The 22,193-nt window shown below is 43.7% G+C and carries 18 protein-coding genes; all 18 read right to left on the reverse strand.

Annotation, left to right across the window (positions count from 1 at the left end; genetic code table 11):
* Positions 1–3: 3 nt before the first annotated feature.
* The 18 genes from Q8R38_06095 to Q8R38_06180 are packed head-to-tail and all read right to left on the reverse strand — an operon-like array spanning position 4 to position 22,185.
* A complete protein-coding gene (locus Q8R38_06095; protein MDP3791594.1) occupies positions 4–1,851 on the reverse strand; it encodes a hypothetical protein in 1,848 nt (615 codons plus the stop codon).
* A complete protein-coding gene (locus Q8R38_06100; GenBank protein ID MDP3791595.1) occupies positions 1,848–2,963 on the reverse strand; it encodes a radical SAM protein in 1,116 nt (371 codons plus the stop codon). The genes Q8R38_06095 and Q8R38_06100 overlap by 4 nt, the downstream gene beginning before the upstream one ends.
* Before the next feature lies 1 nt (position 2,964).
* Positions 2,965–4,209 carry a DegT/DnrJ/EryC1/StrS aminotransferase family protein gene (locus Q8R38_06105; protein MDP3791596.1) on the reverse strand — a complete coding sequence of 415 codons (1,245 nt, stop codon included), beginning with the start codon at positions 4,207–4,209 and terminating at the stop codon, positions 2,965–2,967.
* A 30-nt stretch (positions 4,210–4,239) separates the two neighbouring features.
* The gene (locus Q8R38_06110) at positions 4,240–5,235 is read right to left on the reverse strand and encodes a hypothetical protein (GenBank protein ID MDP3791597.1); all 996 of its coding nucleotides are present in this window, start codon (positions 5,233–5,235) and stop codon (positions 4,240–4,242) included.
* Positions 5,236–5,239: 4 nt separating this feature from the next.
* The gene (locus Q8R38_06115; protein MDP3791598.1) at positions 5,240–6,133 is read right to left on the reverse strand and encodes a glycosyltransferase family 2 protein; all 894 of its coding nucleotides are present in this window, start codon (positions 6,131–6,133) and stop codon (positions 5,240–5,242) included.
* A gap of 26 nt (positions 6,134–6,159) precedes the next feature.
* A complete protein-coding gene (locus tag Q8R38_06120) occupies positions 6,160–7,263 on the reverse strand; it encodes a radical SAM protein (GenBank protein MDP3791599.1) in 1,104 nt (367 codons plus the stop codon).
* A 24-nt stretch (positions 7,264–7,287) separates the two neighbouring features.
* The gene (locus Q8R38_06125; GenBank protein MDP3791600.1) at positions 7,288–8,211 is read right to left on the reverse strand and encodes a class I SAM-dependent methyltransferase; all 924 of its coding nucleotides are present in this window, start codon (positions 8,209–8,211) and stop codon (positions 7,288–7,290) included.
* Positions 8,208–9,713, reverse strand: a complete 1,506-nt coding sequence (locus Q8R38_06130; protein ID MDP3791601.1) for a radical SAM protein — start codon at positions 9,711–9,713, stop codon at positions 8,208–8,210. Before Q8R38_06130 ends, Q8R38_06125 begins: the two co-directional genes overlap by 4 nt.
* Positions 9,710–11,869, reverse strand: coding sequence for a hypothetical protein (locus Q8R38_06135; GenBank protein MDP3791602.1), 2,160 nt, complete (start codon positions 11,867–11,869; stop codon positions 9,710–9,712). The genes Q8R38_06130 and Q8R38_06135 overlap by 4 nt, the downstream gene beginning before the upstream one ends.
* Positions 11,866–13,167 carry a glycosyltransferase family 39 protein gene (locus Q8R38_06140; GenBank protein ID MDP3791603.1) on the reverse strand — a complete coding sequence of 434 codons (1,302 nt, stop codon included), beginning with the start codon at positions 13,165–13,167 and terminating at the stop codon, positions 11,866–11,868. Before Q8R38_06140 ends, Q8R38_06135 begins: the two co-directional genes overlap by 4 nt.
* Positions 13,142–13,828: a class I SAM-dependent methyltransferase gene (locus Q8R38_06145; GenBank protein MDP3791604.1), complete on the reverse strand. Its 687-nt coding sequence runs from the start codon at positions 13,826–13,828 to the stop codon at positions 13,142–13,144. Before Q8R38_06145 ends, Q8R38_06140 begins: the two co-directional genes overlap by 26 nt.
* Before the next feature lie 6 nt (positions 13,829–13,834).
* Positions 13,835–14,563, reverse strand: a complete 729-nt coding sequence (locus Q8R38_06150; GenBank protein ID MDP3791605.1) for a class I SAM-dependent methyltransferase — start codon at positions 14,561–14,563, stop codon at positions 13,835–13,837.
* A 47-nt stretch (positions 14,564–14,610) separates the two neighbouring features.
* On the reverse strand, positions 14,611–16,074 hold the full coding sequence (locus Q8R38_06155; GenBank protein MDP3791606.1) for a radical SAM protein: 1,464 nt from the start codon (positions 16,072–16,074) through the stop codon (positions 14,611–14,613).
* Positions 16,075–16,093: 19 nt separating this feature from the next.
* Complete coding sequence (locus tag Q8R38_06160) at positions 16,094–17,419, reverse strand: glycosyltransferase family 2 protein (GenBank protein MDP3791607.1); 1,326 nt, start codon at positions 17,417–17,419, stop codon at positions 16,094–16,096.
* On the reverse strand, positions 17,416–18,378 hold the full coding sequence (locus Q8R38_06165) for a GDP-L-fucose synthase (GenBank protein ID MDP3791608.1): 963 nt from the start codon (positions 18,376–18,378) through the stop codon (positions 17,416–17,418). Before Q8R38_06165 ends, Q8R38_06160 begins: the two co-directional genes overlap by 4 nt.
* Positions 18,375–19,088, reverse strand: coding sequence for a hypothetical protein (locus Q8R38_06170; protein ID MDP3791609.1), 714 nt, complete (start codon positions 19,086–19,088; stop codon positions 18,375–18,377). Before Q8R38_06170 ends, Q8R38_06165 begins: the two co-directional genes overlap by 4 nt.
* A gap of 14 nt (positions 19,089–19,102) precedes the next feature.
* A complete protein-coding gene (gene asnB, locus Q8R38_06175) occupies positions 19,103–21,064 on the reverse strand; it encodes an asparagine synthase (glutamine-hydrolyzing) (GenBank protein ID MDP3791610.1) in 1,962 nt (653 codons plus the stop codon).
* Positions 21,052–22,185: a glycosyltransferase gene (locus tag Q8R38_06180; protein ID MDP3791611.1), complete on the reverse strand. Its 1,134-nt coding sequence runs from the start codon at positions 22,183–22,185 to the stop codon at positions 21,052–21,054. Before Q8R38_06180 ends, asnB begins: the two co-directional genes overlap by 13 nt.
* Positions 22,186–22,193: the final 8 nt, after the last annotated feature.

Consider the following 22,193-nt stretch of genomic DNA (forward strand, 5'->3'; position numbering starts at 1 on the left):
ATATTACTTTATGCCGCTGATTATCCTCTCATGGCTTGAAATGAAATATGAATATGCGACGCGAATCGTCGGAAAGATTGCCAACAGTATCAATACCGTTATGATCACGAAATGCGCCTTAAACCTTTTGGATACCAGATAGACAAATCCGGCACCGCCGACTAAATATAGCCAGAAAACAAACGGATTCAGAAAACGATTGAGGTTCCAGTATGTGGTCCGTGTTGAGCCGACAAATAGAGTAGCGGATGCCATCACTAAAGCGGCAATAAAGAAACTGAATAAAAATTTGCTTATTTCGGCATTGCTATTCATGTCTTTCCAAAATGTAGATTTTTTACCTGCCAGCAACATAAATATCGTGGCAGGCACGGCGAACTCCAAAACGAGATACCCGAATCCGGTAAGATCCATCGATATTTTACGCACCGGGTACAGCCACAGCCCTATATCGTTTAAACTTCTGAAATAGACGGTCCCGTTAGAAACCAGGTTCAGCGCACCCTTGCTCATAGATAAATAAAAGTATATAGGCAGTCCCAGAAGCAAGCCGATCGAAGTGCCGATAACTATATTTCTGATTTTCAATTTCTGCCGGTCTATAAGTAAGTAGAAAAACAGAAACACTGTATATGTAAAAAGCAGATATTCTTCTCCGTTACCCACGGCCGCTATCATCAGCAATGATGCCAATATCAGTAACGGCAAATCCTTAAACCTTGTAAATACTATGATCATGCTGAGTAAAAGCGCCGCATAACCCTTTACGCTATCAATATAAGTGGTGAGCCCCCAAGGCACATAAAGCGGAGACAGCCTTGATCTTAAATGCATCGTAAATATAGCCCATGATTTAAAATCCAGCGGGAAAAAATCCCTGATGTGGCCATGGCTGATAACAAGGTGTTTTAGGCCATTAAAATAAGTAAAGAGCTCCCCGAGCAGTGCAACAAATATCAAAGAGCCCAGCGCGTATGAATGTTTTTTGAATAGCATCTTTGAAAATATATACGTGCATATATACAACCCCGCATGCCCTATCAGCAACTCTAAATATACCGAGGCCCCGAGGTCTATATCAATAAGGCGGGCCCATGCGGGCGGCACTATGAGCGACACGATATGCGCGCCGCCGGATGAGTGGCCCGGAAGATTATCGAAAGATATGAAATCATTAGCCAACAATAATCTGGCAAAATCAAAATAAGCGTCCGGCTGGCCGTGAGGATATTCGGCATTCAGGAAAAGTGCGTTATTGATAATCAACAGAAGTATCACTGAGATTACCTGCAGCTCTTCTGATGACGGCCTCTCGCAGACAGCCCGCCATAAATCAGCGCCTTTTCTTCTATATAACACATAACAGCACGTGATAAACAATACCGATATCAGCAACGCGGTAAAAGCCCCTTTTGTCACGCCAAGCAATATTACTGTTGCAACGGCCAGTACGTTGAAAATAAGACTGCCTGTAATTATAGAAACCAATATAGTAACGATGCTGCCCGAATGATCACCGGACAGACGGAGTGCCGGAAAATAACCTAACATGAAATAAAAAAACATCATGATCAGGAATTTATATGTATCGTAAGCCTGGCATTTGGTATAAATCGAAATGAACATGATTGATACCGCTGCTACAAGAGCCGCAATTAACGGCAGGGCCCTGTTTCCCGGTTGAAGTAATCCTAATATTATTACCAAAACGGCAAATACTACCAGTGATAATAACGCCATAGAAGCTGCCGCCGTAAGGTTGTAAGATAAAAATAAGATTGCAAGGATAATAAGGGCAGCCAGCAAATAGGCCAACACAAAAGGTTTGTATATAGAGGTATTATTGTTCATTTCAAATCCAGGCTGGGCATCATCTTGAAGCATGGCACCCTGTTCAGTAAAATATTAAAAGACGTATCCTGCGCCCAACAGATACAATTATTTTTATGCAAGCGGATCTCTTCGCGCTGACGGATCATTTCTGGGCTGTTCCATAGTTGCCGTATTGATAAATTATTGATATTCCCCATGCTTGGATAATTAATATTTGCGGTACAATGAAACACGTCGCCATTGGGCAATATCTGAAGCCGTAAAAACGGCGACCAGCACCTTACCTCCCTGGCGAGTTGTTCCTTATTGAACCAATAACGCGGTATAAGCCTGAAATAATCATTATTGAATTCGCTGTTCTTGCCGGTTAATCTATCAAAAATATTTTCTACATTTTTTTGTTCATCCGGCCTGAACATAAATTGCTCCATTGCCTCCGCCTCTTTATTATGCGGCCCATATATATAGCCGCCGACTATAGGCTGGAAACTCGTGACATCCGCGAGCGACTTCAGCCTCGCGTCTATACTGCCCAACCTATGGATATTACCTTTATGGACAACTGTGGTGGACTTGATCAGCGGCCGCCTGCCTTTACGTTTTGACTTTATATATTTTATCGCGTTCTCCAGTTTCTCATATAAACCCGGCGAATTCCTGATGCTATCATGCTCATCGGGTTTGTCGCTGTCGATACTGACAACTATATAATCCACCTTGTTTTTTATGATCTCGTCCGACTTTTCTCTTAGCAAAAGCCCGTTCGTGACAATATACACTATGACATTGCGCTCTTTGAGGATCTTGATCACATCAAAAAGATGCGGCCATAACAACACCTCTCCCCCGGTAAACCCCACAGAATATGTTTTGGCGTCGATTATTTGGCGCGCTATCTCTTTGGCGCGCTCAGCGCCGACCTGTTCCGGAAACCGTTTTTTCAAACCGTGAGTCGAGCAAAATTTACAATACATGTTACAGTCATAAGTAACAAGCCATGTCACGAAAAGCGGGCCCCTTTTCGAAGGACGATTCAGTACCCTAGTCAAGACAATACTGTAGACAAATGTTATGAAGGCCCTCGCCAGGCTCATGTTTACCGGTACGGGAAATATTCTTTTAAAATTCATTTTAACCATTATACTTCTCAATTGCCCCGACAATATAGTCCAGCTGGCCCTCACTCATACCATAATAGATGGGGACAAAAAGCGTCTGCTCCTTAACATGGGCCGCCGACATACATTCAAAACTATATTGGCTGAACGCCTTCTCGGCGCATAAAAGGCTTAAGAGAATTTTAGAGCTGTCTATGCCGTATCCGGCAAGAAAACGTTTTAATTTATCCGTATCCTTAACAAGCAGCGGAAACAGCCAAAATGAATTTAAGGCATGCTCCGTTACGGGCGGAAGCAAAACATTCGAATGAGATCTTAAACTGCGGTATAAATAAATACCGTGCCTTATACGTTCCTTCTCTCTGCCTTCCAGCGTTGTTAACTGGCTTAACCCCATTACCGCCTGCTGCCATGTAAATTTTACGAGAAAGTCTTCCGGCATCGATTCCCTCAACATGACGGTCTTATTCGTTTTCTGGTACAGGGAGAAATAATCTCCGAAAGGCATGGCCATGCGCATAAGAGGAAAAACAATGCGCTGAAACAGGGCCGGATTCACGGCTGCCTTGATAATAATATTTTTTATCGCTTCCAGTATAAGCGGTAATTTTTTGGCCCGTTGCAGCCTTAGACTCTCCTCCTTCAGCCTGTTCAACAGCGCGGTATCTTTCGACAATACCATCCCCCCTGACAGGGTGCAGACAGGCTTCAACAGGCTCAGGCTGAAGATAGCCGCCTGGCCAAAAACTCCGAGTGGGCGGCCACTATATTGAGAGCTTAACGCCTGAGAGCAATCCTCTATAAAAGGGACGCCGCGCCGTTTTGATATTTCCATGACCTTATCCATATCCGTTGCGTATCCACACAAATGAGTGATCAATATGAGCGCGGTATTACTATTAACCTTTCTTTCAAGGTCGTCACAATCGATTGTATAGGCATTTGGCAGGAGGTCTACTACCACCGGATTAAAACCCGCCAAACGTATCATATTGACAAAATCCGCTACATGTATAGCCGATATAATAACTTCTCCTCCGGCTTTAAGCCCCATGTTCTTCAGCAAAAAGTAGAAGGCCACGCGAGCTTTTGAAAAACACACTCCGGGAGGAAGATTGTATCGCAGGCCGAACCGGCTTTCAAATTCAGAGACCGATCCTTGCTGTTCAGGCCGCGGCTTAAATACAAGTAAATTTGCCAGGAACGAAATAATATCCTTTAAAGGAAGTGTCGGTCTAATCCTGGGTATCGAGCTCATGATTATATCCACCGTTTCTTTTAAACGGCCCTAGTCCTTAACGAACAAAAAGCGCAAAATAAATTTTGAGTAAAGCTGATTTACTAAAAATAACAGGACCTTATCCGATTCCGGGCCGGCCAAATAGTCTTTAAAATCCATCCATGAAACTTTCTTCATTTTCCTGATCTCTGCCGGCAGTCCAAAGCCCGCCACAATCGTATTTCTGGTTATTGCCGACAAGGCCTGCCCGCGGTAGATCACTATATCCTTCCCTCTATACTTTCCGGGAGCGCTTAATGACAGGTCCTGAAAAAGCAATTCGGGCTCTGATAGGACACGGTCCATCATAGCGCCGGAAGCGGTATCCCCCCCTCCGGTAATTACGGCCAGGATGTTGTTTATGTAGCGCAGTATATCCTGCAAAAGCCGCTTTGTGATCTTCTCTTCTATCGGCATTGAATCATACTTATAGGCCGAAGCCCTGATAAAACTGTTTCCCGGTACATTACCGCTCAAGACCGCCCCCGGAGTTATTACCGTATGCGGCCCTATCGTGGTACACGGCAATATCACGGTAGACATACCTGTCCAGGAGCATTCTCCTATAATTACATCGCCCTTCTTTGCGGGGTATCCCTGGACCCTCGGTAGGTATTCTCCGTGCGTATAGATAGTATTTCTCGGGCCAAAACAGGAATAATCCTTCATAGTGATGGAGCAATTCGGGAAACATTCAATAAGGCATTGCACCGAAACAACATTCCTGTTTTCAGACTTAAAAGTTCCTTTGCCGTAAATTTTCGTAAAAACCGCGATCCTGCTCTTTTGGCCCAGCCTAAACTCTTTTAGCAGGACAATCATGGTAAAAGGGTCTATACAGGCATCATCGCCGATACTCAATTGATCTACCATGATAAAACTAAAAGCCCCTATCTTGACTCTTTTGCCGATCTTAAAGCCCATGCACCTCCACAACGCTATCTTCAGAAAAGCAGGGAGAAAAAAAGCGATAACCTGAATAAAATATTTAAAGTGTTTTTTCATATGCCTACCTCGTTAACCATTCTTTTCTGCTGGAAGAGATCCTGATGATATCTCCCAGTACGCCGATCGCCAGTAAAAGCGTAACTACTACGCCAAAGATCATGTAATATAAAGAGAGGGTGTGCATCCTGAAAAGGGCCAGGGTCATGGCGGGGATACAGACAACGAAGATCATGCAAGCCGACAGGATTATGAAAAACTTTATCGGGTCAAAAAAGGTTATTCCCTGGACAATGTATTTGATGGTCCTAATAGAATCGCGGCCATGCATCACCTTGCTCTTCCCTTTTCTAAATTTATACTGTATCGGAATATGCTTGATAAAGTATGACTTGCCCATTGCAAGAATGGTCAGGCTTGTCGTAAAAGAAAAAGTGCCGCATAAAAACGGGAAAAAATTTATGGCAAGGTCGCGCTTGAATATGCGGAACCCGCTGTTGGCATCCTCAATATCGTCTTTTATGACGATCTTGATGATCTTTTTGAATATCCAGCGGGAAAACTTTTTGATGGGTTTATCGAGTTTGGCCGTATTCTTTCTTGACCCTATAACCATGTCAAATCCGCTATCCATCTCTTTAACAAAATTCGGGATCTCCTCTACCGGATAACTTCCATCAGCGTCGATGATCCCGATCCAGTCATAGCGCGCGCGTTGAATACCGGACTTCAATGAATTGCCGTATCCGACATTTATAGGATGATTGACGAGGATGATGTTTTTGTAACTCTCGGCGATTTCCCTGGTCTTATCATGAGAGCCGTCATTAACGACAATGATCTCATACGATATACCCAGCGTCTTTAAAGTTTTGTGCAGTCTCTCTGTCGTCTCGCCGATACCGTTCTCTTCGTTATAAGCCGGAACCACGTACGATATCCCGTGCATGTTATCCATATCAGCTATTTTCCTTTCTGTAAGGTTTAACTCTCGGTAAGCTTCTTGTTCATCTTTAAATCCCTAAAATTTATTAGACGATCCCGTATGAATTCAAGGTTATGGCTTGGCAAGCAACCATCCTTGAAGCCTTTTAAATAATATTGGTCTTTAAGCATATTTTTTTGAATATCAACGAGACGATCTGATAACACATTGCCGTATATGATCTGTATGAGAGGGCACGAGGTAACATCGCCATAAGGATTGACGGCCATTTTTTCTCTGGCAGCGGGACAGCTTATTCTTCTCAAGCCGTTATAGTTGTCTATTCTTGTCATAGCATGAGTGCTTAATACCCACCTTATATACCATTGCTCGTCCTTATTCAATAAAACTTCCATTTTCCCCGCCCAGTGACCAGTTACGCAAGGAGGGGTAATCATTAACAAGACATCCTTCTCTTCACTCAGTCGAACCAACCTTAGTAGATCTCCACTCAATATCTTGTCCCTGCTTCCCACCGTATTGTAGGCAACAACGAGGCCGAGCTTCTTCGCGGCATTCGTGTTCTCCATTATTTTTTTAAATGATCCTACCCCCCTGTTGGCATCATGAACAGATTCTACTGAACTGTCGAGCCCCATTTCAAACGAAGATAAACCCGCGTTTTTCATCAGCTTCATGCGTTCCGGTGTAAAATAAAATCCATTCGTTGCCATATGAACATAGCACCGCCTATCGCGTATATACTGACAAAGCTCTCTTACTTCCTCAAAATACAACATTGGTTCGCCTCCATTTAAATTAAACTGGAAGGCGCCCATCTCTACAGCCTGCTCTATGCTTACCTTAAATTGCTCCAAAGAGAGCCTTTTTCTTCCCCGATCCCTATTTAATGCGCATGAGCATTGTTCGCATGAAAAGTTACACTCATAACCAACTGCTATCTCAAGTGAACGTAAAGGAAATTTGCCGCATAAGCTCATTAAATAATTTCTCAGCACTCTATCAAGGAGAAAACTATTTCTCACTACGATCTTCAGCCCCTGTCTGAGCCTGTTTCTCTTCATCCTTGACAATATTCGCCTGCGCTCAATAGGGCTGTCACACGCCTTTTTAAAAGTAGCGAACGATTCGTGGGGCATCATTTTATTTCTCCACGATTAAGCGACTCAGGGTATTGCATAAAATTGTACAAATCCGGTTTTTTTTAGCAACATGCAAACCATATTGATCGGCACGAGACCCATCATAAATAGCGAATAGTATTTATTTCGGCCATGGACTAAACTCGTGTTATTCTTTAAATCAGTGCGATGTCTCTGAAGTAAATTTTGAAATGACAATGCAAAATGACTTGTATCCAATGGATATAAAATTTTAATGGTCTTAAAACCGGCTTCTTTCAGCAGACTCCTTAAATTCGAAGCATTAAACTGAAACGTGTGCCGCGGAACATGATTCCCTCCCCAATACCTGCCGAACAGAAACCTGTCAAATGAATCAAAATTAGGCGCCTTGCCAAGCAGCGCTCCCTTATCTTTCAGAAGAGCCCTCGCTTTCTTCAGCTCATTTAAAGGATTCAGTGTATGCTCTAAATAATTATTCATAAAGATCAGATCATAGCCGTGATTTTCTCTCTCAAGATCGGTAAAAACTCCTTTATGACAGGCTATACCTGCTTCACTTACAGCATTGACCGCTTTTTCGCTAAAGTCTATGCCTTCCAACTTGTAAAAACCCATACTCTTTAATTTTTTCAACAATAAACCGATACCGCATCCCACGTCGAGCACTCTCGACCCATAATCTGCGATGCCCCTAATCTCTCTTGCCGTAACCCATTCGCTTATTTTGTAAAAAATTGAATAGATAGTGCCTTTTTGTTCCGGTACGGCAAAACCGTGATAGTCCACTTCATAAGATTCCATCAATTCCTGAATTGACGGAAAAGGATGAATTTGCACAGACGCACATTTTGAGCATTTTCTGTAATCGTAAGAGCCGGCAAATCCGTACTCCCAGTCCCTTATGTTATTGACAATGACCATGAAATCAGTTCCGCCGCATATTTTACAACAATATGTAAGGTTCATTCTCTAAACCGTGAAGTAAACCAGTAAAATAGTTTATATTCCACCAGCATCGCTGTTATACCGAACACGAATCGAATCTTAGCTATGGGCCCGTAAAAAAATGAAATAAGGCGTAGTATTTTAAATCTTGCCGTTTCCCCCGTGTTTACCTTGTATACTTTTTTGTCTATAAAAAACGATGCTATCTGCATCATATTGATCATAGCGGCCAACTCTTTCGTGTACCATGGCGGCCTATAATCTCCCTCTGATTCCATTTCAATCCAACCTTCAAGCTTCTGTGGTTTAACATATCCGTACTTCAGGGAAAGATCATATAGTTCAGTACTCGGCAATGGCCGATATTTATTTGGCATAAATATGAGCGCGCTCGGGTTATCCACGATAAGCCTCATTATCAGCTTCCTGGTCTCGTGCAGATCATTAAGGGTCTCTCCGGGTAAACCTATTATCCAATTGTATGCCGTTCTTATCTTGGGATGCCTTGCCATCTTCCTGTTCACGTTTATTATATCTCGGACAGTGCAATTTTTATTAATAAGGTCCAGGATCTTTTGGGAACCCGATTCGGCCCCTATATGCAATATATTTGTACCGACATCTGCCAACTTATCTAGGTACTTGTCGCTCATCTTGCTGATCTCATTTATCCTGGCGCCTCTGAATCCAAGGCGGATGACAATACCTCTTTTATTCATCTCATCTATGATGTTTTCGACGTGATCGAGGTCAACGAATGAGTCATCGTCGATAAAATATATATACGTTGCGCCATACTTATTCTTTACGTACTCTATATGACCGACTATCTCATCTAAAGGTATTGGAACATATTTCTTCTTAAAATTTTTATACTGCGCTGGCGAAGAACAAAAGGCGCATTTATACGGACAGCCCATAACGCTGTACATGGAGAAGATGCGCTCCTTACTGTCCAACTGACTGTAACGATCGAGATCTTTTCTTATCAAATCGTATGGAATTTCTTTGTAACTAAAGGCCTCGAAGTTGTTTTCGGGCGGCACCTCCACAACGGCGTCATTGTCTCTGTATACAAGCCCCTTGATACCGGATAGTTCGGCCGCCGAACCGTTCTTGGCAATGCTGCCGGCAAGCAAGGCCAACGGCATGGAGCCATAACCGTTTATTGCGAAATCAACACCCTCTTCACCCATTATCTCCCGGCCGTTAAATGTAGCGTGCGGGCCTCCCCAGACGACCTTCATCCGCGGATAGCGTCTTTTAATCCATCTGGTTATCTCCAAGGCGCTTCTGATTGGGGCGCCGGTCATAACGCTGATACCGGCAAGGATGGTATCGGGAGTGATCTTCGAAGCTATGGCTTCCTCCCAGCCTTTAGGATGCAGCCTCACGTCTACGATATTGATCTCGAATCCCGCCTTTATCGAGTCAATGGCAGCGTAGAGCAGGCTTAACGGTATGTGCTGAACCAGCGTCCCCGCCATACCCATTTTCGGATATATCAGCAATATTTTCTTCATTTTAAGTACTCATACAATGTATATTCGTCATTCGAAAATACAGCCTTAAAATTCCTTCCCCGTAGATCAACCGGACAACCCGGCGATGACAATATATGGGTCGCGGAGTATCTATCTATAATCTTCAGCCTTAAATCGGGAGGCGCGTCCTTTTTATAAAAAGTGACAATATCGTCAAATCTCTCGTCATGATCTTTAAAAAATACAAACGCGTAAGCATATCTTTCCATGACTACATCCCTATACGCAAACCCCGAAAAATAGGCGTAATACGGAGATCTTCCCAGGTTGTGCAATATCATAGAGCCGGATGGCGTATCCTTCTTTACATACTCAATAACGTCATAGAGCTTTCTATCCACATTAAGCTTCTCGTAAGGCACGGCAAACATTGAATAGTTGAACCATAACACAATAATTGTTAGGAACGATATGGTCGCACTTTTTAATAAAGCGCTTACTTTTTGAAATTGAAAATACCCGCCCGATAGGACAATGTCGATCACCATCAAGACCACCGCAAGAAGCGCCACGACAGGCATATACAATGCTATAATGCCAGGCTTGTGGGAAATAAAGTAATTTACCAGGAGCAGGGCCATGTATATCCATGTCAGGACGCTCACAAAATAAGCTTTGGAACTGCTTTTTGATATAAAGAAATAATAAATGGGAATGATAGAAAAATATCCGAATAAACAGAATGAAACATAAGCGCTGCCTGCTATCGCGATAAGCACCATGTAGGGCATGCACATCACCGCTATGGCCGGCCTGCTGGAAATACTAGGGGCTGCACATATCCCCAAAAAGGTATTCATAAAATAAGGCCTGGATTTTGTCTTTGATACGAAAGAACAGGCGTAAATACCGCCTGCCATGCTTGCCAAATTAGTGTCGGAATGAATAAATGTTGAGGCAGCCTTATAGATCAGCTTGAGGAAGGACAGATCGTTGATGTAGGACTGAAGAGCGACCGCATTGGGGTAAAAACTGCGTATTGAGATCCGTAATTCTCCAAAAACAAACGCATAGTCCTTGAATACGGTAGCCAGCACGGCCATTGAGCCTGCGACCGCAAATGCCCATATCGATACGAAATATATCCTGCGTCTTCGGTCTAATCGGGAGTAAAGGAGACAGATGAGAAGAGATAATAAAAATATTCCTACAGAGATGATATGCAGGGAGAAACCGATAAGGCATAGGAGGAGTACCGGCGTTATGTATGAACGGGTGTTAATATCTTTTTTTAACAGTGTCTGGCCGGAAAAATAGATTTTCATGGCGGTCAAAAGATATATCCAGGATAAAAATGTATGCAGAGCGGTAATACTATTCCCTAACAACGAGTTGTGCTGCCTTGCATAGGAAAATACCGCGAGTATGATCAAACCGAGAAAAATAGTATTCCAGGGGTCGGTGAATTCGATTTTAGCGAGAACTCCCCTTTTAAAAATGGGCAAAAGAGAGATACAGAACAACATAAGTATCAAGAAGACGGGAAAGATCACGCTGTGGAACAATACGATATCCGTTCCGGAGAATTTAACAAAAATACCTTCGAATATTTCCAATAGTGACGGAAGGGCGGACAGGTTTATCCCGCCGTACAGGGATATCTTATAACCATGGATAAAACTTCCGACATGCCTGACAAGGCTGGAAATAGTGGCATAATATTGCGACGAATCGGAAGGGTACGGAGCTATTATAACATGGTCCGAAAAGAAGCTGTAGATCCTGAAGCTGTTTTTGGAGATAATAGTAAAGAGCCCTGAGAAGATGATCGCAAAAGCATAGCTTACTTTTGAACCACTTATATCTATTTTACCCGGCGAAGACCGCCTCAGCGCAATGTAAGCATATGAAAAAAGAAGCAGCGCAGCATTGCTTGCATAGTTTATGCCAAAGATAAAATTGACTATGGCGATTACCGGTATTGCCAGTAAGATCTTGACTACAGACAGGAAGGTCTCTTCAATATGTAACCTTTTATCGAACAATAGGTTATAGCATGAATGGCCTATTGGAAATACAAAGAAAACAAGGAAAATATAAAAATACGCTGCCGAAAATGGATCGATGCACCTGAATGCAATCAGGATAGTAAAGTTAATCCAATATACGGCTGAGAAGAATAATAGTTGTGTCATAATTTATGCTCTTGTACGCTTTTTGGCCTCAAAATGTGCAATCTTGACAAGATCTGAAATACGCCAAACGAAAAACATACCAGTAGTAACTGCTCTATGCTGCAACGGTGTCTTCCATCAATAAAATAAAAACTGTGCAATAGCGAATACGACGAAAAAAGAAGTAGCATCAGGACCGCTATAGGCCGATATTTACTGATACCCATAGCCAGCACAATACCAATGATCGACACGGGAAGGATAATGGAATAATACATCCTATACCACTTAAGATAAGAAGCCGGATAACGCAATCCAGATTGAGGCGAAAACCACCAGAAGTAATAAAATTTTTTCGCAGTTCTGCCTATAAACCGGTAAGGATACTGTCGAATATAATCGAATGCCGTTGCCCTGAAGAGGTCTGTCTGCCCTGCCTCATCAAGACTGAGCAGCTTTTGTCTAAAAGCCTCGGGACTGGCTTCAACCCCGGACATTCCCAAAGCCACAGTGGCCGTACCTGAGCTTTGCGGGTTATTCCCGAGCCAGAATCCCCACCATTGGTTCGATTGAATAAAGACCGGCCTTTTAAAAACGATCGTATTGCGAACGACCCATGGCGAAACTATGATGACCACCGACACTATACTGATGAGTATTATTTTTTTCGCCTCTTCCCTGTTGCGGGAAAAGAAATAAAGCCAGAACCACGCAAGAATAAAGAATGGCAGGAACATCGCCCTCTCCAGAACACAGAAACCGGTACACAGGCCCAGTAAGACTTTATAGCGTATTTTGCAATCATCTGAGCATATAACAAGCAGAAGAACCGAACTGCAAATAAGAAATGAGTAGAAGGCGATCGGGTGCAGCTTTGTTGAAGAATATACAATCGAAGCTGGGTGCAGCGCCGCAAATGTCGTTGCAAGATAAGCACACTTCAAATCACAAAACCTTTTAGCCAGAAAGAATAGCACGACGCAGGTTGCGGCACTAAAAGCTATCTGAAGAATGATCGTAAGGGCATGATGATGCCCGAAAAGAATATATGCCAGGGCGCACAACGCCGGATATAAAGGCGCGACACCTGCGCGTTGGACCGTATTCAGGGTTTCATACATAAAGCCCTTCCCGAGTATCATATTTTCCGCCACAAGCTCATATTCAAATATCTGGATCTCCGAATTGGCCTGATAATATAAAAAGCACCCGACCCGTACGATTATCGCAACAAAGATAATTCCGAAGAGCGCCAATAGCTCTCCGCGTGCCTTACCCTTACTATAAATAGGATTATTTTTTAGCATAGTCTCTATCATTTGACGGTCCGGACACTTTGTATTTTACAAAATGCCCTATCTCATATAAACTGCTGAGCAAGGGTGGCCTCATTTCTACCATCTTAACCTTTTTAAGCGTCTTTTCCGCTGCTGCGAAAATCTGCTTTTCGGTGGAAAGATGCAGCTTCCCGATATCATAACCCAATACCCAGAATAAAAATTTCATAAACGGCCTGTATACCGGAGCGCCATATATGACCTGCCCGCCGTCTTTAACTACCCTCGCTATCTCTTTAAACACCTGTTCTTGCTGGTCCGGACCCAGATGCTCAAGTATTGAGATGAGTAATACACTGTCAAAATAGCCGTCCTGATAAGGCATATTCAGGACATTCCCGTTCCTAAGGATCGTTTTGATCTTTAATTTTTCGAATACCCCGGAAACTGTCTCAATGTCAGCATCTAAATCCAACCCATGAATCTCTTCGTATTTTTCGCTGAGATTTAAAAATGTCACGCCCGAACCAAACCCTACCTCTAGAATCCTATTCCCGCCCGTCAGTTCGGACAAACAAAGCTCGATCCTTCTCCTGTAAAGACTGCCTATAAACGGTAATCTGTAAAATTTTATCGGGTCGGATGGGCCCGCTTTTATATAACTGCCTGAGGGAAGCATCTTCAGCCGACATTTTATCTTCATATTGATTTATTTCCTTGCTCTTATGTACAACGACCCTGAAATCTCCGATACAAGTGGAATTTTTTCAGCCAGGTTGCATATGGGACGAATAAATGCTAATAAAGACTTGGGAATGTGAGGGTGCAGAAAATCAAAAGGAGTAATGATTATATCAGTAAAACCCGCTGTCCTCAATCTTTTTCTCAGGTCCCATTTGAAAAAAGCTGTTTCATGTGCGGAATCTCCCAGCATCTTTTTTATAAGAGGTACGTTTTTTTGTATAAAGACCTGGGGATTCATCATATTCGGCTCCGTAAAAAATATCGAACCGCCTTTCTTCAACACCCTGTACAGCTCCCTGATGGCCTCGTTCGGATCCAGGTGGTGCAAGATGGAACTGCCTAAAATCGTGTCGAACGTATTTTCTGGAAAAGTAATGGAATGAGCGTTTTCTATCTTGAATGTGACATTCATTTCATTAACGGCCGATCTCGCTATATCTATAAGATCCGGAGATATGTCGATTGCGGTGACCATGGCACGTGTTTTTGCCAATTCCTTGGTTAAGTACCCCGTACCGCAGCCTATTTCGAGTACATGCATTGACGAAGTTATGTGTTTCGTAAGCATGCCTATGCGCCTGCTCCAACGCTCTTTTCCGGCCGGCGTGTCCCAATTCCATATATATCCGGCCCCGCGCATTGCTAAAAACTTTCCATGTCTAACTTCGTTTAACAGCCTATCCTCTTTCAGCATTATGTAATATCCGCCTTTGCCGTTAAGATATGACGATAAAAGTATTTCTATAGCCTATTCCTGCTATTTGGATCCGCCGATAGATAGGTATAGAAATAATATCCAAAATCATCAAAACATTTCCCTTTTACTGTCCGTACAACCGATTTAAACAGCGCTTTGTAATTGTTAATCACGAACAGGGCCAATTTTATGAGGAAGCCGGGGTTTTTTAAAAAGAACAGGATATTTTTATACCTGTTTGCCCTGAGAAACGTATTCCTGTAGTCAGACAAGATTTTCTGATCCAAACTGACCTTCCAAATGTTATTATTGCGGACATACCAATTGGACATATCGCGCTCCAATATCCTGTTCTCCTTAACAGCCTGTTCGTAAAGTTCCGACCCCGGATATGGTGTAGCAAAATAACACGTCACAAAATCCAAATCCATTTTAGAAGAAGAGCTTATTGTCTCCTTAAGATCCCCTGCAGAATCATCCGGAAACCCGAATATGAATGAACCCAGCGCTCTCATGCCGATAGCCCTGGTCATCTTTACAGATTCCGAGACCTGTTTGAAATTCGTTCTTTTCTTAATTTTATTCAGCACTCTTTCGGAGCAGCTTTCTATGCCGTATTCCACCTGAACACAACCGGCCCGTCTTATGGCTTTTAACATGCGTTCGTTGACAGTATCAGCCCTGCTATAACATGCCCACTTAATATCGTATTTTTTCGTTATAAATTTCTCAGAAAATTCTTCAACCCACTTGGAACCCATGAGAAAGGTATCGTCCATAAAATAGAGCCCGTCTACGTTATACTTTGATGCAATAAGATCGATCTCTTCCAAAACGTTATCGACGCTTCTCCTCCGATAGGTATTGCCCCATAGATAATTAACGCCGCAATACGTGCATCTTCCGGGACACCCGCGGCTCGTTGTTATGTTCGCACACCTTCTGGTCCAGACGCCTCTTATAAGACCCGGCGGCTGCAGGTAAGTCTCGTAGTTTACCAGCTCCCTGGCCGGGAAGGCGAGTGTATCCAAGTCTTCTATTAGTTTTCTCGGAGGGTTGACGGTTATGCCGCCGTCCCGGCCCCTGAAGATCAGGCCGTGTATTTTCGAAAGATCGCTGGAACCGTGCCTCAAACAGTCGCACAGTTCGCACATTGTAACCTCTCCCTCCCCATAAATTATATAATCGACTCCGAGCTCATCCATGAACTTGCTTTTAAAATAAGAGGGATGTATACCACCCGCTACGATAGGAACGCCAGGCATCAGGTTTTTTATGAGCCCTATAACGGTTTTTGCCAGTTTCAGCTGCGGCGTAGTTACGCTTATGCCTACGATATCTGGCTTACGATCTCTAATCCTATTTAAAAGGCCAAGGTCTTTCTCCGTAATATCAAGGAAAATTACGTCATGATTGTTCTTCATCAAGCTTGAAGCAACGTACCCTAGCCCCAGAGGGAAAAAATTTAAATTTATATCCCTGGGATAGATTAAGCAGACATTGGCCATTTTATTTCTTTCGTAGTCATCAAACGAATTTTATCTTTCTGGCGGAATAAAGCAGCATTTTTAATAAAAGAAACCCGTGCCTCCATCTGTGTATATTTGTTGTACCATATGAGCGCTCTTTGTATACAATCGGTATCTCAACGATCTTTAAACCAAGGCGGGACGCGCCGAATATAAGATCAAAATCGCCAAAAGGATCGAATTCGCCGAAAAACGACCTGGTTTCGGCAATCTTGCGGTAATTTTCCTTTAAAAGAACTTTTGTGCCGCACAGGGTATCTTTAAATCTTTGGCCCAGCACATAGGAAAATGCCGTCGCAAAAAACTTGTTTCCTACTATGTTTAAAAAACGCATGGCCTTTTTATCCATCGGATAAACTAGCCTGCTGCCATTCACAAACTCGCCCTTATCCTTAACAATAGCGTCATAAAATAAACGGAGGCTCTCGGGCGCAACCGACAGATCCGCATCTAGTATCATGAGCACATCCTTTGACGCTGCTTCCAATCCTTTACGCACCGCATCAGCCTTGCCTATGCCCGATTGTTTTATGGCCGCTATCTTCCTTTCGGCTGAATATTTTTTCTGCGCTTCGATTATCCTGTCCCATGTACCATCCTTAGAATGTCCTTCCACAAAGATAATCTCGTCATCCGGCCCCATGTGCGGTATCCTTTTTACGGCACTTTCTATGTTATCCGCTTCGTTCCTTGCCGGCACAATGACCGAAACCGATAAGGAGCTAGAGTGCCGTTTCAGCAGAGGCCGTGCCATTAGTATATTCGCGATGCAAAACAACCGAAAAAACGGCAGGACGGCAAAATATCGGTTTAGAAGGTCGCTGACTAAAGGGATGCCCATAGGACAGATTATTCTGGTGTTAACTAATACCGGCTCGTAATCGGTAAGCAGCAGGAAGTTGGCCATGTCTTCATGCGCAATCCAGTTCTGTTCAAAGGTCTTTTCGCGCAACTTCAGCATCGTAGCCAGCCATATCAACGGCTTCCACATGCTGCTATAATATGTTATCAATATGCGCGTGCTGGGCGAACAGGCTGCGTGCAATTCCGAAAAAAGCTTTTGTATGTCACCTTCATACTGAATATTGTTTAAAAGAAAATAATCCGGAGGGCTGTTGCGTGCCTGGTCTATCGAACATATATGTTCCCTGCTTAAAGATGCGGGCGCATCTTTGCCTATAAATAAAAAACGGACGTTCTTAAAAAATCTGATCGCCATGTCCGATACCGGGTTTACCTCTACTACGGTATTATTCGGCCTGACATAGACCGAATAATACCGGAAAAGGGTACTATAATAATAATCTTTTAGTTGTTTTTTCATGCCTTCCTGCGCTTTCCCGCCGTACCGTATTCGACCGTATACCAGTTCACTGTCTCTAGAAGGCCTTCTTCAAATCTTGTTTTTGCCTTAAAACCAAATTCTTTATAAGCACGTGAAGTATCTAATCGCCTTCGCGGCTGGCCATCCGGCTTGGTTTTATCCCATCTTATCTTACCCTTAAAACCGGTAAGCCTTGCGACAATCCCAGTCAGTTTTTCTATGGATATCTCAAAACCTGCGCCCAAATTTACAGGATCCGGCTTGTCATATTTTTCCATGGCCATGATTATTCCTTCCGCCGCGTCATTGACATATAGAAACTCCCGGGTCGGTTTCCCTGTCCCCCAAACCACGATCTCGTTCCTTCCTTCTCTTATCGCATCAAGGCACTTTCTGATCAAAGCTGGGATCACATGAGATGATTCAGGGTCAAAATTATCTCCGGGTCCATATAAATTCACAGGCATAAGAAAGATAGAATTGAATCCATATTGCTGACGATATGCCACGGATTGAACCAGTAACATTTTCTTAGCCAATCCGTAAGGAGCATTTGTATCCTCAGGATACCCATTCCATAGGTCTTCTTCTTTAAAAGGAACCACAGCATGTTTCGGATAGGAACAGATAGTGCCTATGGCGACAAACTTATCTATCCCTGCCTGCCGGCCGACCTCCATAAGCTGCGCACCCATAATCAGATTATCGTAAAAGAATGTCCCCGGATTCCGGAGATTAGCCCCAATTCCCCCTATTTTAGCGGCGAGATGCATCACGATCTTCGGCTTAACATCGGTATAAAGTTTTTTGATCGCACACATCTCGACCAGATTATAGTCTTTACTCAAAGGGACATAAATATTACGATATCCCCGCAAACGAAGTTTTTCCACGATACGCGATCCTAAAAAGCCCGCTCCACCGGTCACGATAATACGTCTATTCTTACGATTTTTCATATCACTCTATTAGGATAAAGAAATTTCCTTATAATGCACAATAACCTGCCCCCCGGGCTCTGACCTTTTGCCCTGACTGACCATACATTAAAATCTATATTATCAATCTCTCTCAAAAAAGTATCCGTTTCGAAATTACCTAAATTCGATATAAACGGCGCTAAAAGCTTTTTATCAAGCAAAATATCATTGACAGAAGCGATAGAGCCGTTTTTTGTTAAATAAACGCCATCAAAAGCCGACAAAGGGCACCATTTCCCGCGGATCTTTACAAACGATATGTAGTAAATGCGGTTTGAACTGTTTAGAAACATTTTAAAAAAAGCATCCATCCCCGCATATGTACACAATATTGTAAAGATATCCTCGAACTGGTCCCCCGCTCCATAACCCCTGATTAATACGTGGAGCGGATGATCGTCAATAGAAGGAAGCTCTTTCGGGCTTTTCCGCACATTAGTATAGACCCAGTTTAATATTTTAATTGCCTTGGCATTATCATCTTTTGTGTCACCGGTTATACTTTTTACTATATGCTTATAATTATAATGCCTGTCTACAAAATTCAGGATCTTAAGGTATAATGGTAGCTTTATTTCGTGGAGCCGGCAGTCAACACCCTGCTTGGTGACTACGCTTATGTTCAAGATGCAGATGATCAATATGAGCGCGGTTGCGATTGATAATAGTTTTGTACGGGCTTTATTCATCGGTCAATGCCTCCTTAGTCTGTCGCTTCTGCTCTTTCAGACCACTCCTGAAACATCAAGATGGTCCATAGAAAATACTGCCAATTTCGTTTGCCGGAAAGGTGCTCTTTCCATCGCGTACGAATAAATTGCGCGTCAAACAACCCTTCCCGCTGCAAGCGGGATTCGTCCAGCAAGTTTTGAGCCCAATCTTTAAGCCTGCCGCGCATCCAGTCACCTACAGGAACACCAAAACCCATCTTGGGCCGCTCGATGAGCGACTTAGGAATATACTTATATAACAGGCACCTTAACATCCATTTGGTCTGTCCATCACGCATCTTCATGGATAGAGGCAGACTCCATACCAGGTCGATGATCCTATGATCGAGAAAAGGGATCCTCGTTTCAAGGCTGTTGAACATGGCCGCACGGTCGACCTTGACCAGTATGTCATCCGGCAAATAAGTCATGCTATCCATATACATCATCTGGACCTTATAGTCCGCGAAGGTTTCTTTCAGCCCTGTTTCGGTAAGCCATGTACCGGGCTCCCTGGCATCGATAACCACGCGATCCGGGTCGGCGATCTCAGATACCAGGCTGTAGTAAAGAGACCCGACACCATCGACATTCTCCAGGCGTGTAGAAAGCTTTTCCAGTTTCTCGCCCATATTGGATGGTAAGGTGAAAAATTTGCCGATATACCTGAAAACGCGATCCCAGGTCGATGGCGCAATCGCCTTTATCAAACGCCCGGCAGACTTCCTGATCGCGAACGGGACCCTGGAAACATTTTTCCACATATCGGCCAATGCGTAGCGGTTATATCCGCAAAATAATTCGTCTCCGGCATCGCCGGACAATGAGACCTTGACATATTTGCGCGCCATTTGAGAGATCAGAAAAGTAGGTATTTGTGAGGAATCCGCAAACGGCTCGTCATACATGCTGCCCAGCTTGGGGATAACCTGCATAGCTTCCGCAGGCGACACATATTGCTCGGTATGATCCGTGCCAAGGTGCCCGGAAACGGCTTTTGCGTATTCGGCTTCGTTGTAACCCATCTCTTTAAACCCAACAGAAAATGTCTTGACCGGACGGCCTGACTGGGCCTGCATCAACGCAACGACCGTTGAAGAATCTATCCCCCCTGAAAGAAAAACACCTAAAGGCACATCCGCAACCATCTGCAGCTTTATCGCGCGTTTCAGCCGCTCCTCAAGTTCGGATATGGCATCCGCTTCATTTCCCGCAAACGGTCTCGCGATACCGTTCGCCGCGACCTCAGACAATCTCCAGTAGGCCTCAGGTTTAGCCGAACGCAGCGTATCAGGCCCGTGCGCGGCCTTAAAACTTATATAATGGCCCGGCAGGAGCTTGAATATGCCTTTATAAATAGAGTAAGGCGCAGGAATATAGCAATGTCTCAAATACAGACAGATAACGTCCCTGTCGATCTCTCCGACAAAGTCCGGATGGCGTTTAAGTGCCTTCAATTCGGAGCCAAAAATAAGCGTGCCTTTCTGAAACCCGTAATAAAGCGGCTTTTCGCCGATGCGGTCCCGCGCTAGCGTAAGCACTTTTTCCTTACGATCCCAAAGCGCGATAGCGAACATACCAACGGTTCTTTTAAGCGTCTGGTCTATACCCCATTTTTCAAACCCGGCCAATAATGTTTCCGTATCCGAATGGCCGCGCCAGCCTTTATCGTTGTTCAGCTCTTGCCTCATCTCCAAGTGATTATAGATCTCTCCGTTGAATACAATTACATAACGCCCGGACACGGAGGTCATAGGCTGGTCTCCGGCCGAAGTAAGATCAAGTATAGAAAGACGGCGATGCGCCAGCGCGATGCCGGCGTTTTCGTCGGTCCATACGCCGCTGGAATCCGGGCCGCGATGACTTAAAGAATTCGCCATCGAAATGCCGATGGAAGCCATTTCCGGATCCTTAAGCGCATTATCTGCCGTAACAAATCCCGTTATGCCGCACATATATTGCCTCTGATCTTCCCGTAAACCGACTCATATTTTTTTACCATAGCGGAAAGGCTGAATCTTTCGCAAACCCGCGATCTCGCATTGCTTCCCAGTTCTCCCGCTTTATCCGGATTACTCAAGATATAGTCTATCGCGTCCGCTATTGCCTCGGGATCCTTTTCGGGAATAAGTAACCCGTTAAGCCTATTTTCAATTATTTCCGGGACCCCCCCTACATTCGTGGCTATAACTGCCTTGCCGGAAAACATCGCTTCGATAATACTAAGCCCAAAACCTTCTTCGAGTGAGGGGTGAACCACGATATCCATTATCGATAACAGGTCCGGGATGTCCTTCCTGTACCCTGTAAATATTACCTTCTCTCTCAGGTCAAGCAGGTCTCTTAAGGCAACCAGTCTCTCCTCTAATATGCCGTCGCCTACAAGCAGAAATTTGACATCCTGCCTTTTCCGGCAGACGATATCGGCAGCACGGATCAAATACTCATGACCTTTTCTCGGATGAAATATACCGACGGTACCGATTATCTTGACATCATCATCTATCTTCAGTTCGCGTCTGACCTTGGCCCCTGCGTCCATTAAAGGATCAAATCGTTTCAGATCAATACCGTTATGGATGACCGATATTTTTTTATCGGCGATTCCGTCTAACCGGACTAAGATATCTTTCACGCCGTAAGAGATAGCTATGATATGTTTTGCCCTCTTTAAAACCCATCTATCCAGGAACCGTTGAAAACTGTTACCGTAAAGATAGAGCATGTTGGAGTAGTGCTTTGTTATCAAAACCGCTGTCTTCCCAGAAAAGATGCCGGCGAGATAACCTACTATACCTGCATGAAATAGATGGGTATGCAAAATATCAATTTTATTTCGTTTTATGATCTGCACCAGTTTTATAATAGCCGCGGGCAAACAGATTATATTGTCGTATCCCAGCGAATAACACTTTTGGCTCAGTTTCTCGATTTCAGCGTGTAAATCACCTCTTTTTTTAAGCGTGCAAAATAACAACTCAAATCTTGATCTATCATATTCCCCGGCTATGCCTATAAGTAATTTCTCAGCACCGGCTATTTTAGAGTCTGTCGTAAGATGCAATATTCTTGTCATTTTTTTAA

It is taken from the genome of Candidatus Omnitrophota bacterium (assembly GCA_030695905.1).
Taxonomy (GTDB): Bacteria; Omnitrophota; Gorgyraeia; order 2-01-FULL-45-10; family 2-01-FULL-45-10; genus CAZHPY01.

What these genes read in the sequence shown, in the direction of transcription:
- Q8R38_06125 (MDP3791600.1), bottom strand. Translation starts at nt 8,211, where the DNA reads ATGAACCTTACATATTGTTGTAAAATATGCGGCGGAACTGATTTCATG.
- Q8R38_06100 (MDP3791595.1), bottom strand. Translation starts at nt 2,963, where the DNA reads ATGAATTTTAAAAGAATATTTCCCGTACCGGTAAACATGAGCCTGGCG.
- Q8R38_06110 (MDP3791597.1), bottom strand. Translation starts at nt 5,235, where the DNA reads ATGAAAAAACACTTTAAATATTTTATTCAGGTTATCGCTTTTTTTCTC.
- Q8R38_06145 (MDP3791604.1), bottom strand. Translation starts at nt 13,828, where the DNA reads ATGAAGATAAAATGTCGGCTGAAGATGCTTCCCTCAGGCAGTTATATA.
- Q8R38_06095 (MDP3791594.1), bottom strand. Translation starts at nt 1,851, where the DNA reads ATGAACAATAATACCTCTATATACAAACCTTTTGTGTTGGCCTATTTG.
- Q8R38_06130 (MDP3791601.1), bottom strand. Translation starts at nt 9,713, where the DNA reads ATGAAGAAAATATTGCTGATATATCCGAAAATGGGTATGGCGGGGACG.
- asnB (MDP3791610.1), bottom strand. Translation starts at nt 21,064, where the DNA reads ATGTGCGGCATAACGGGATTTGTTACGGCAGATAATGCGCTTAAGGAT.
- Q8R38_06155 (MDP3791606.1), bottom strand. Translation starts at nt 16,074, where the DNA reads ATGGCCAATGTCTGCTTAATCTATCCCAGGGATATAAATTTAAATTTT.
- Q8R38_06150 (MDP3791605.1), bottom strand. Translation starts at nt 14,563, where the DNA reads ATGCTGAAAGAGGATAGGCTGTTAAACGAAGTTAGACATGGAAAGTTT.
- Q8R38_06160 (MDP3791607.1), bottom strand. Translation starts at nt 17,419, where the DNA reads ATGAAAAAACAACTAAAAGATTATTATTATAGTACCCTTTTCCGGTAT.
- Q8R38_06105 (MDP3791596.1), bottom strand. Translation starts at nt 4,209, where the DNA reads ATGAGCTCGATACCCAGGATTAGACCGACACTTCCTTTAAAGGATATT.
- Q8R38_06120 (MDP3791599.1), bottom strand. Translation starts at nt 7,263, where the DNA reads ATGATGCCCCACGAATCGTTCGCTACTTTTAAAAAGGCGTGTGACAGC.
- Q8R38_06140 (MDP3791603.1), bottom strand. Translation starts at nt 13,167, where the DNA reads ATGATAGAGACTATGCTAAAAAATAATCCTATTTATAGTAAGGGTAAG.
- Q8R38_06180 (MDP3791611.1), bottom strand. Translation starts at nt 22,185, where the DNA reads ATGACAAGAATATTGCATCTTACGACAGACTCTAAAATAGCCGGTGCT.
- Q8R38_06165 (MDP3791608.1), bottom strand. Translation starts at nt 18,378, where the DNA reads ATGAAAAATCGTAAGAATAGACGTATTATCGTGACCGGTGGAGCGGGC.
- Q8R38_06170 (MDP3791609.1), bottom strand. Translation starts at nt 19,088, where the DNA reads ATGAATAAAGCCCGTACAAAACTATTATCAATCGCAACCGCGCTCATA.
- Q8R38_06115 (MDP3791598.1), bottom strand. Translation starts at nt 6,133, where the DNA reads ATGGATAACATGCACGGGATATCGTACGTGGTTCCGGCTTATAACGAA.
- Q8R38_06135 (MDP3791602.1), bottom strand. Translation starts at nt 11,869, where the DNA reads ATGACACAACTATTATTCTTCTCAGCCGTATATTGGATTAACTTTACT.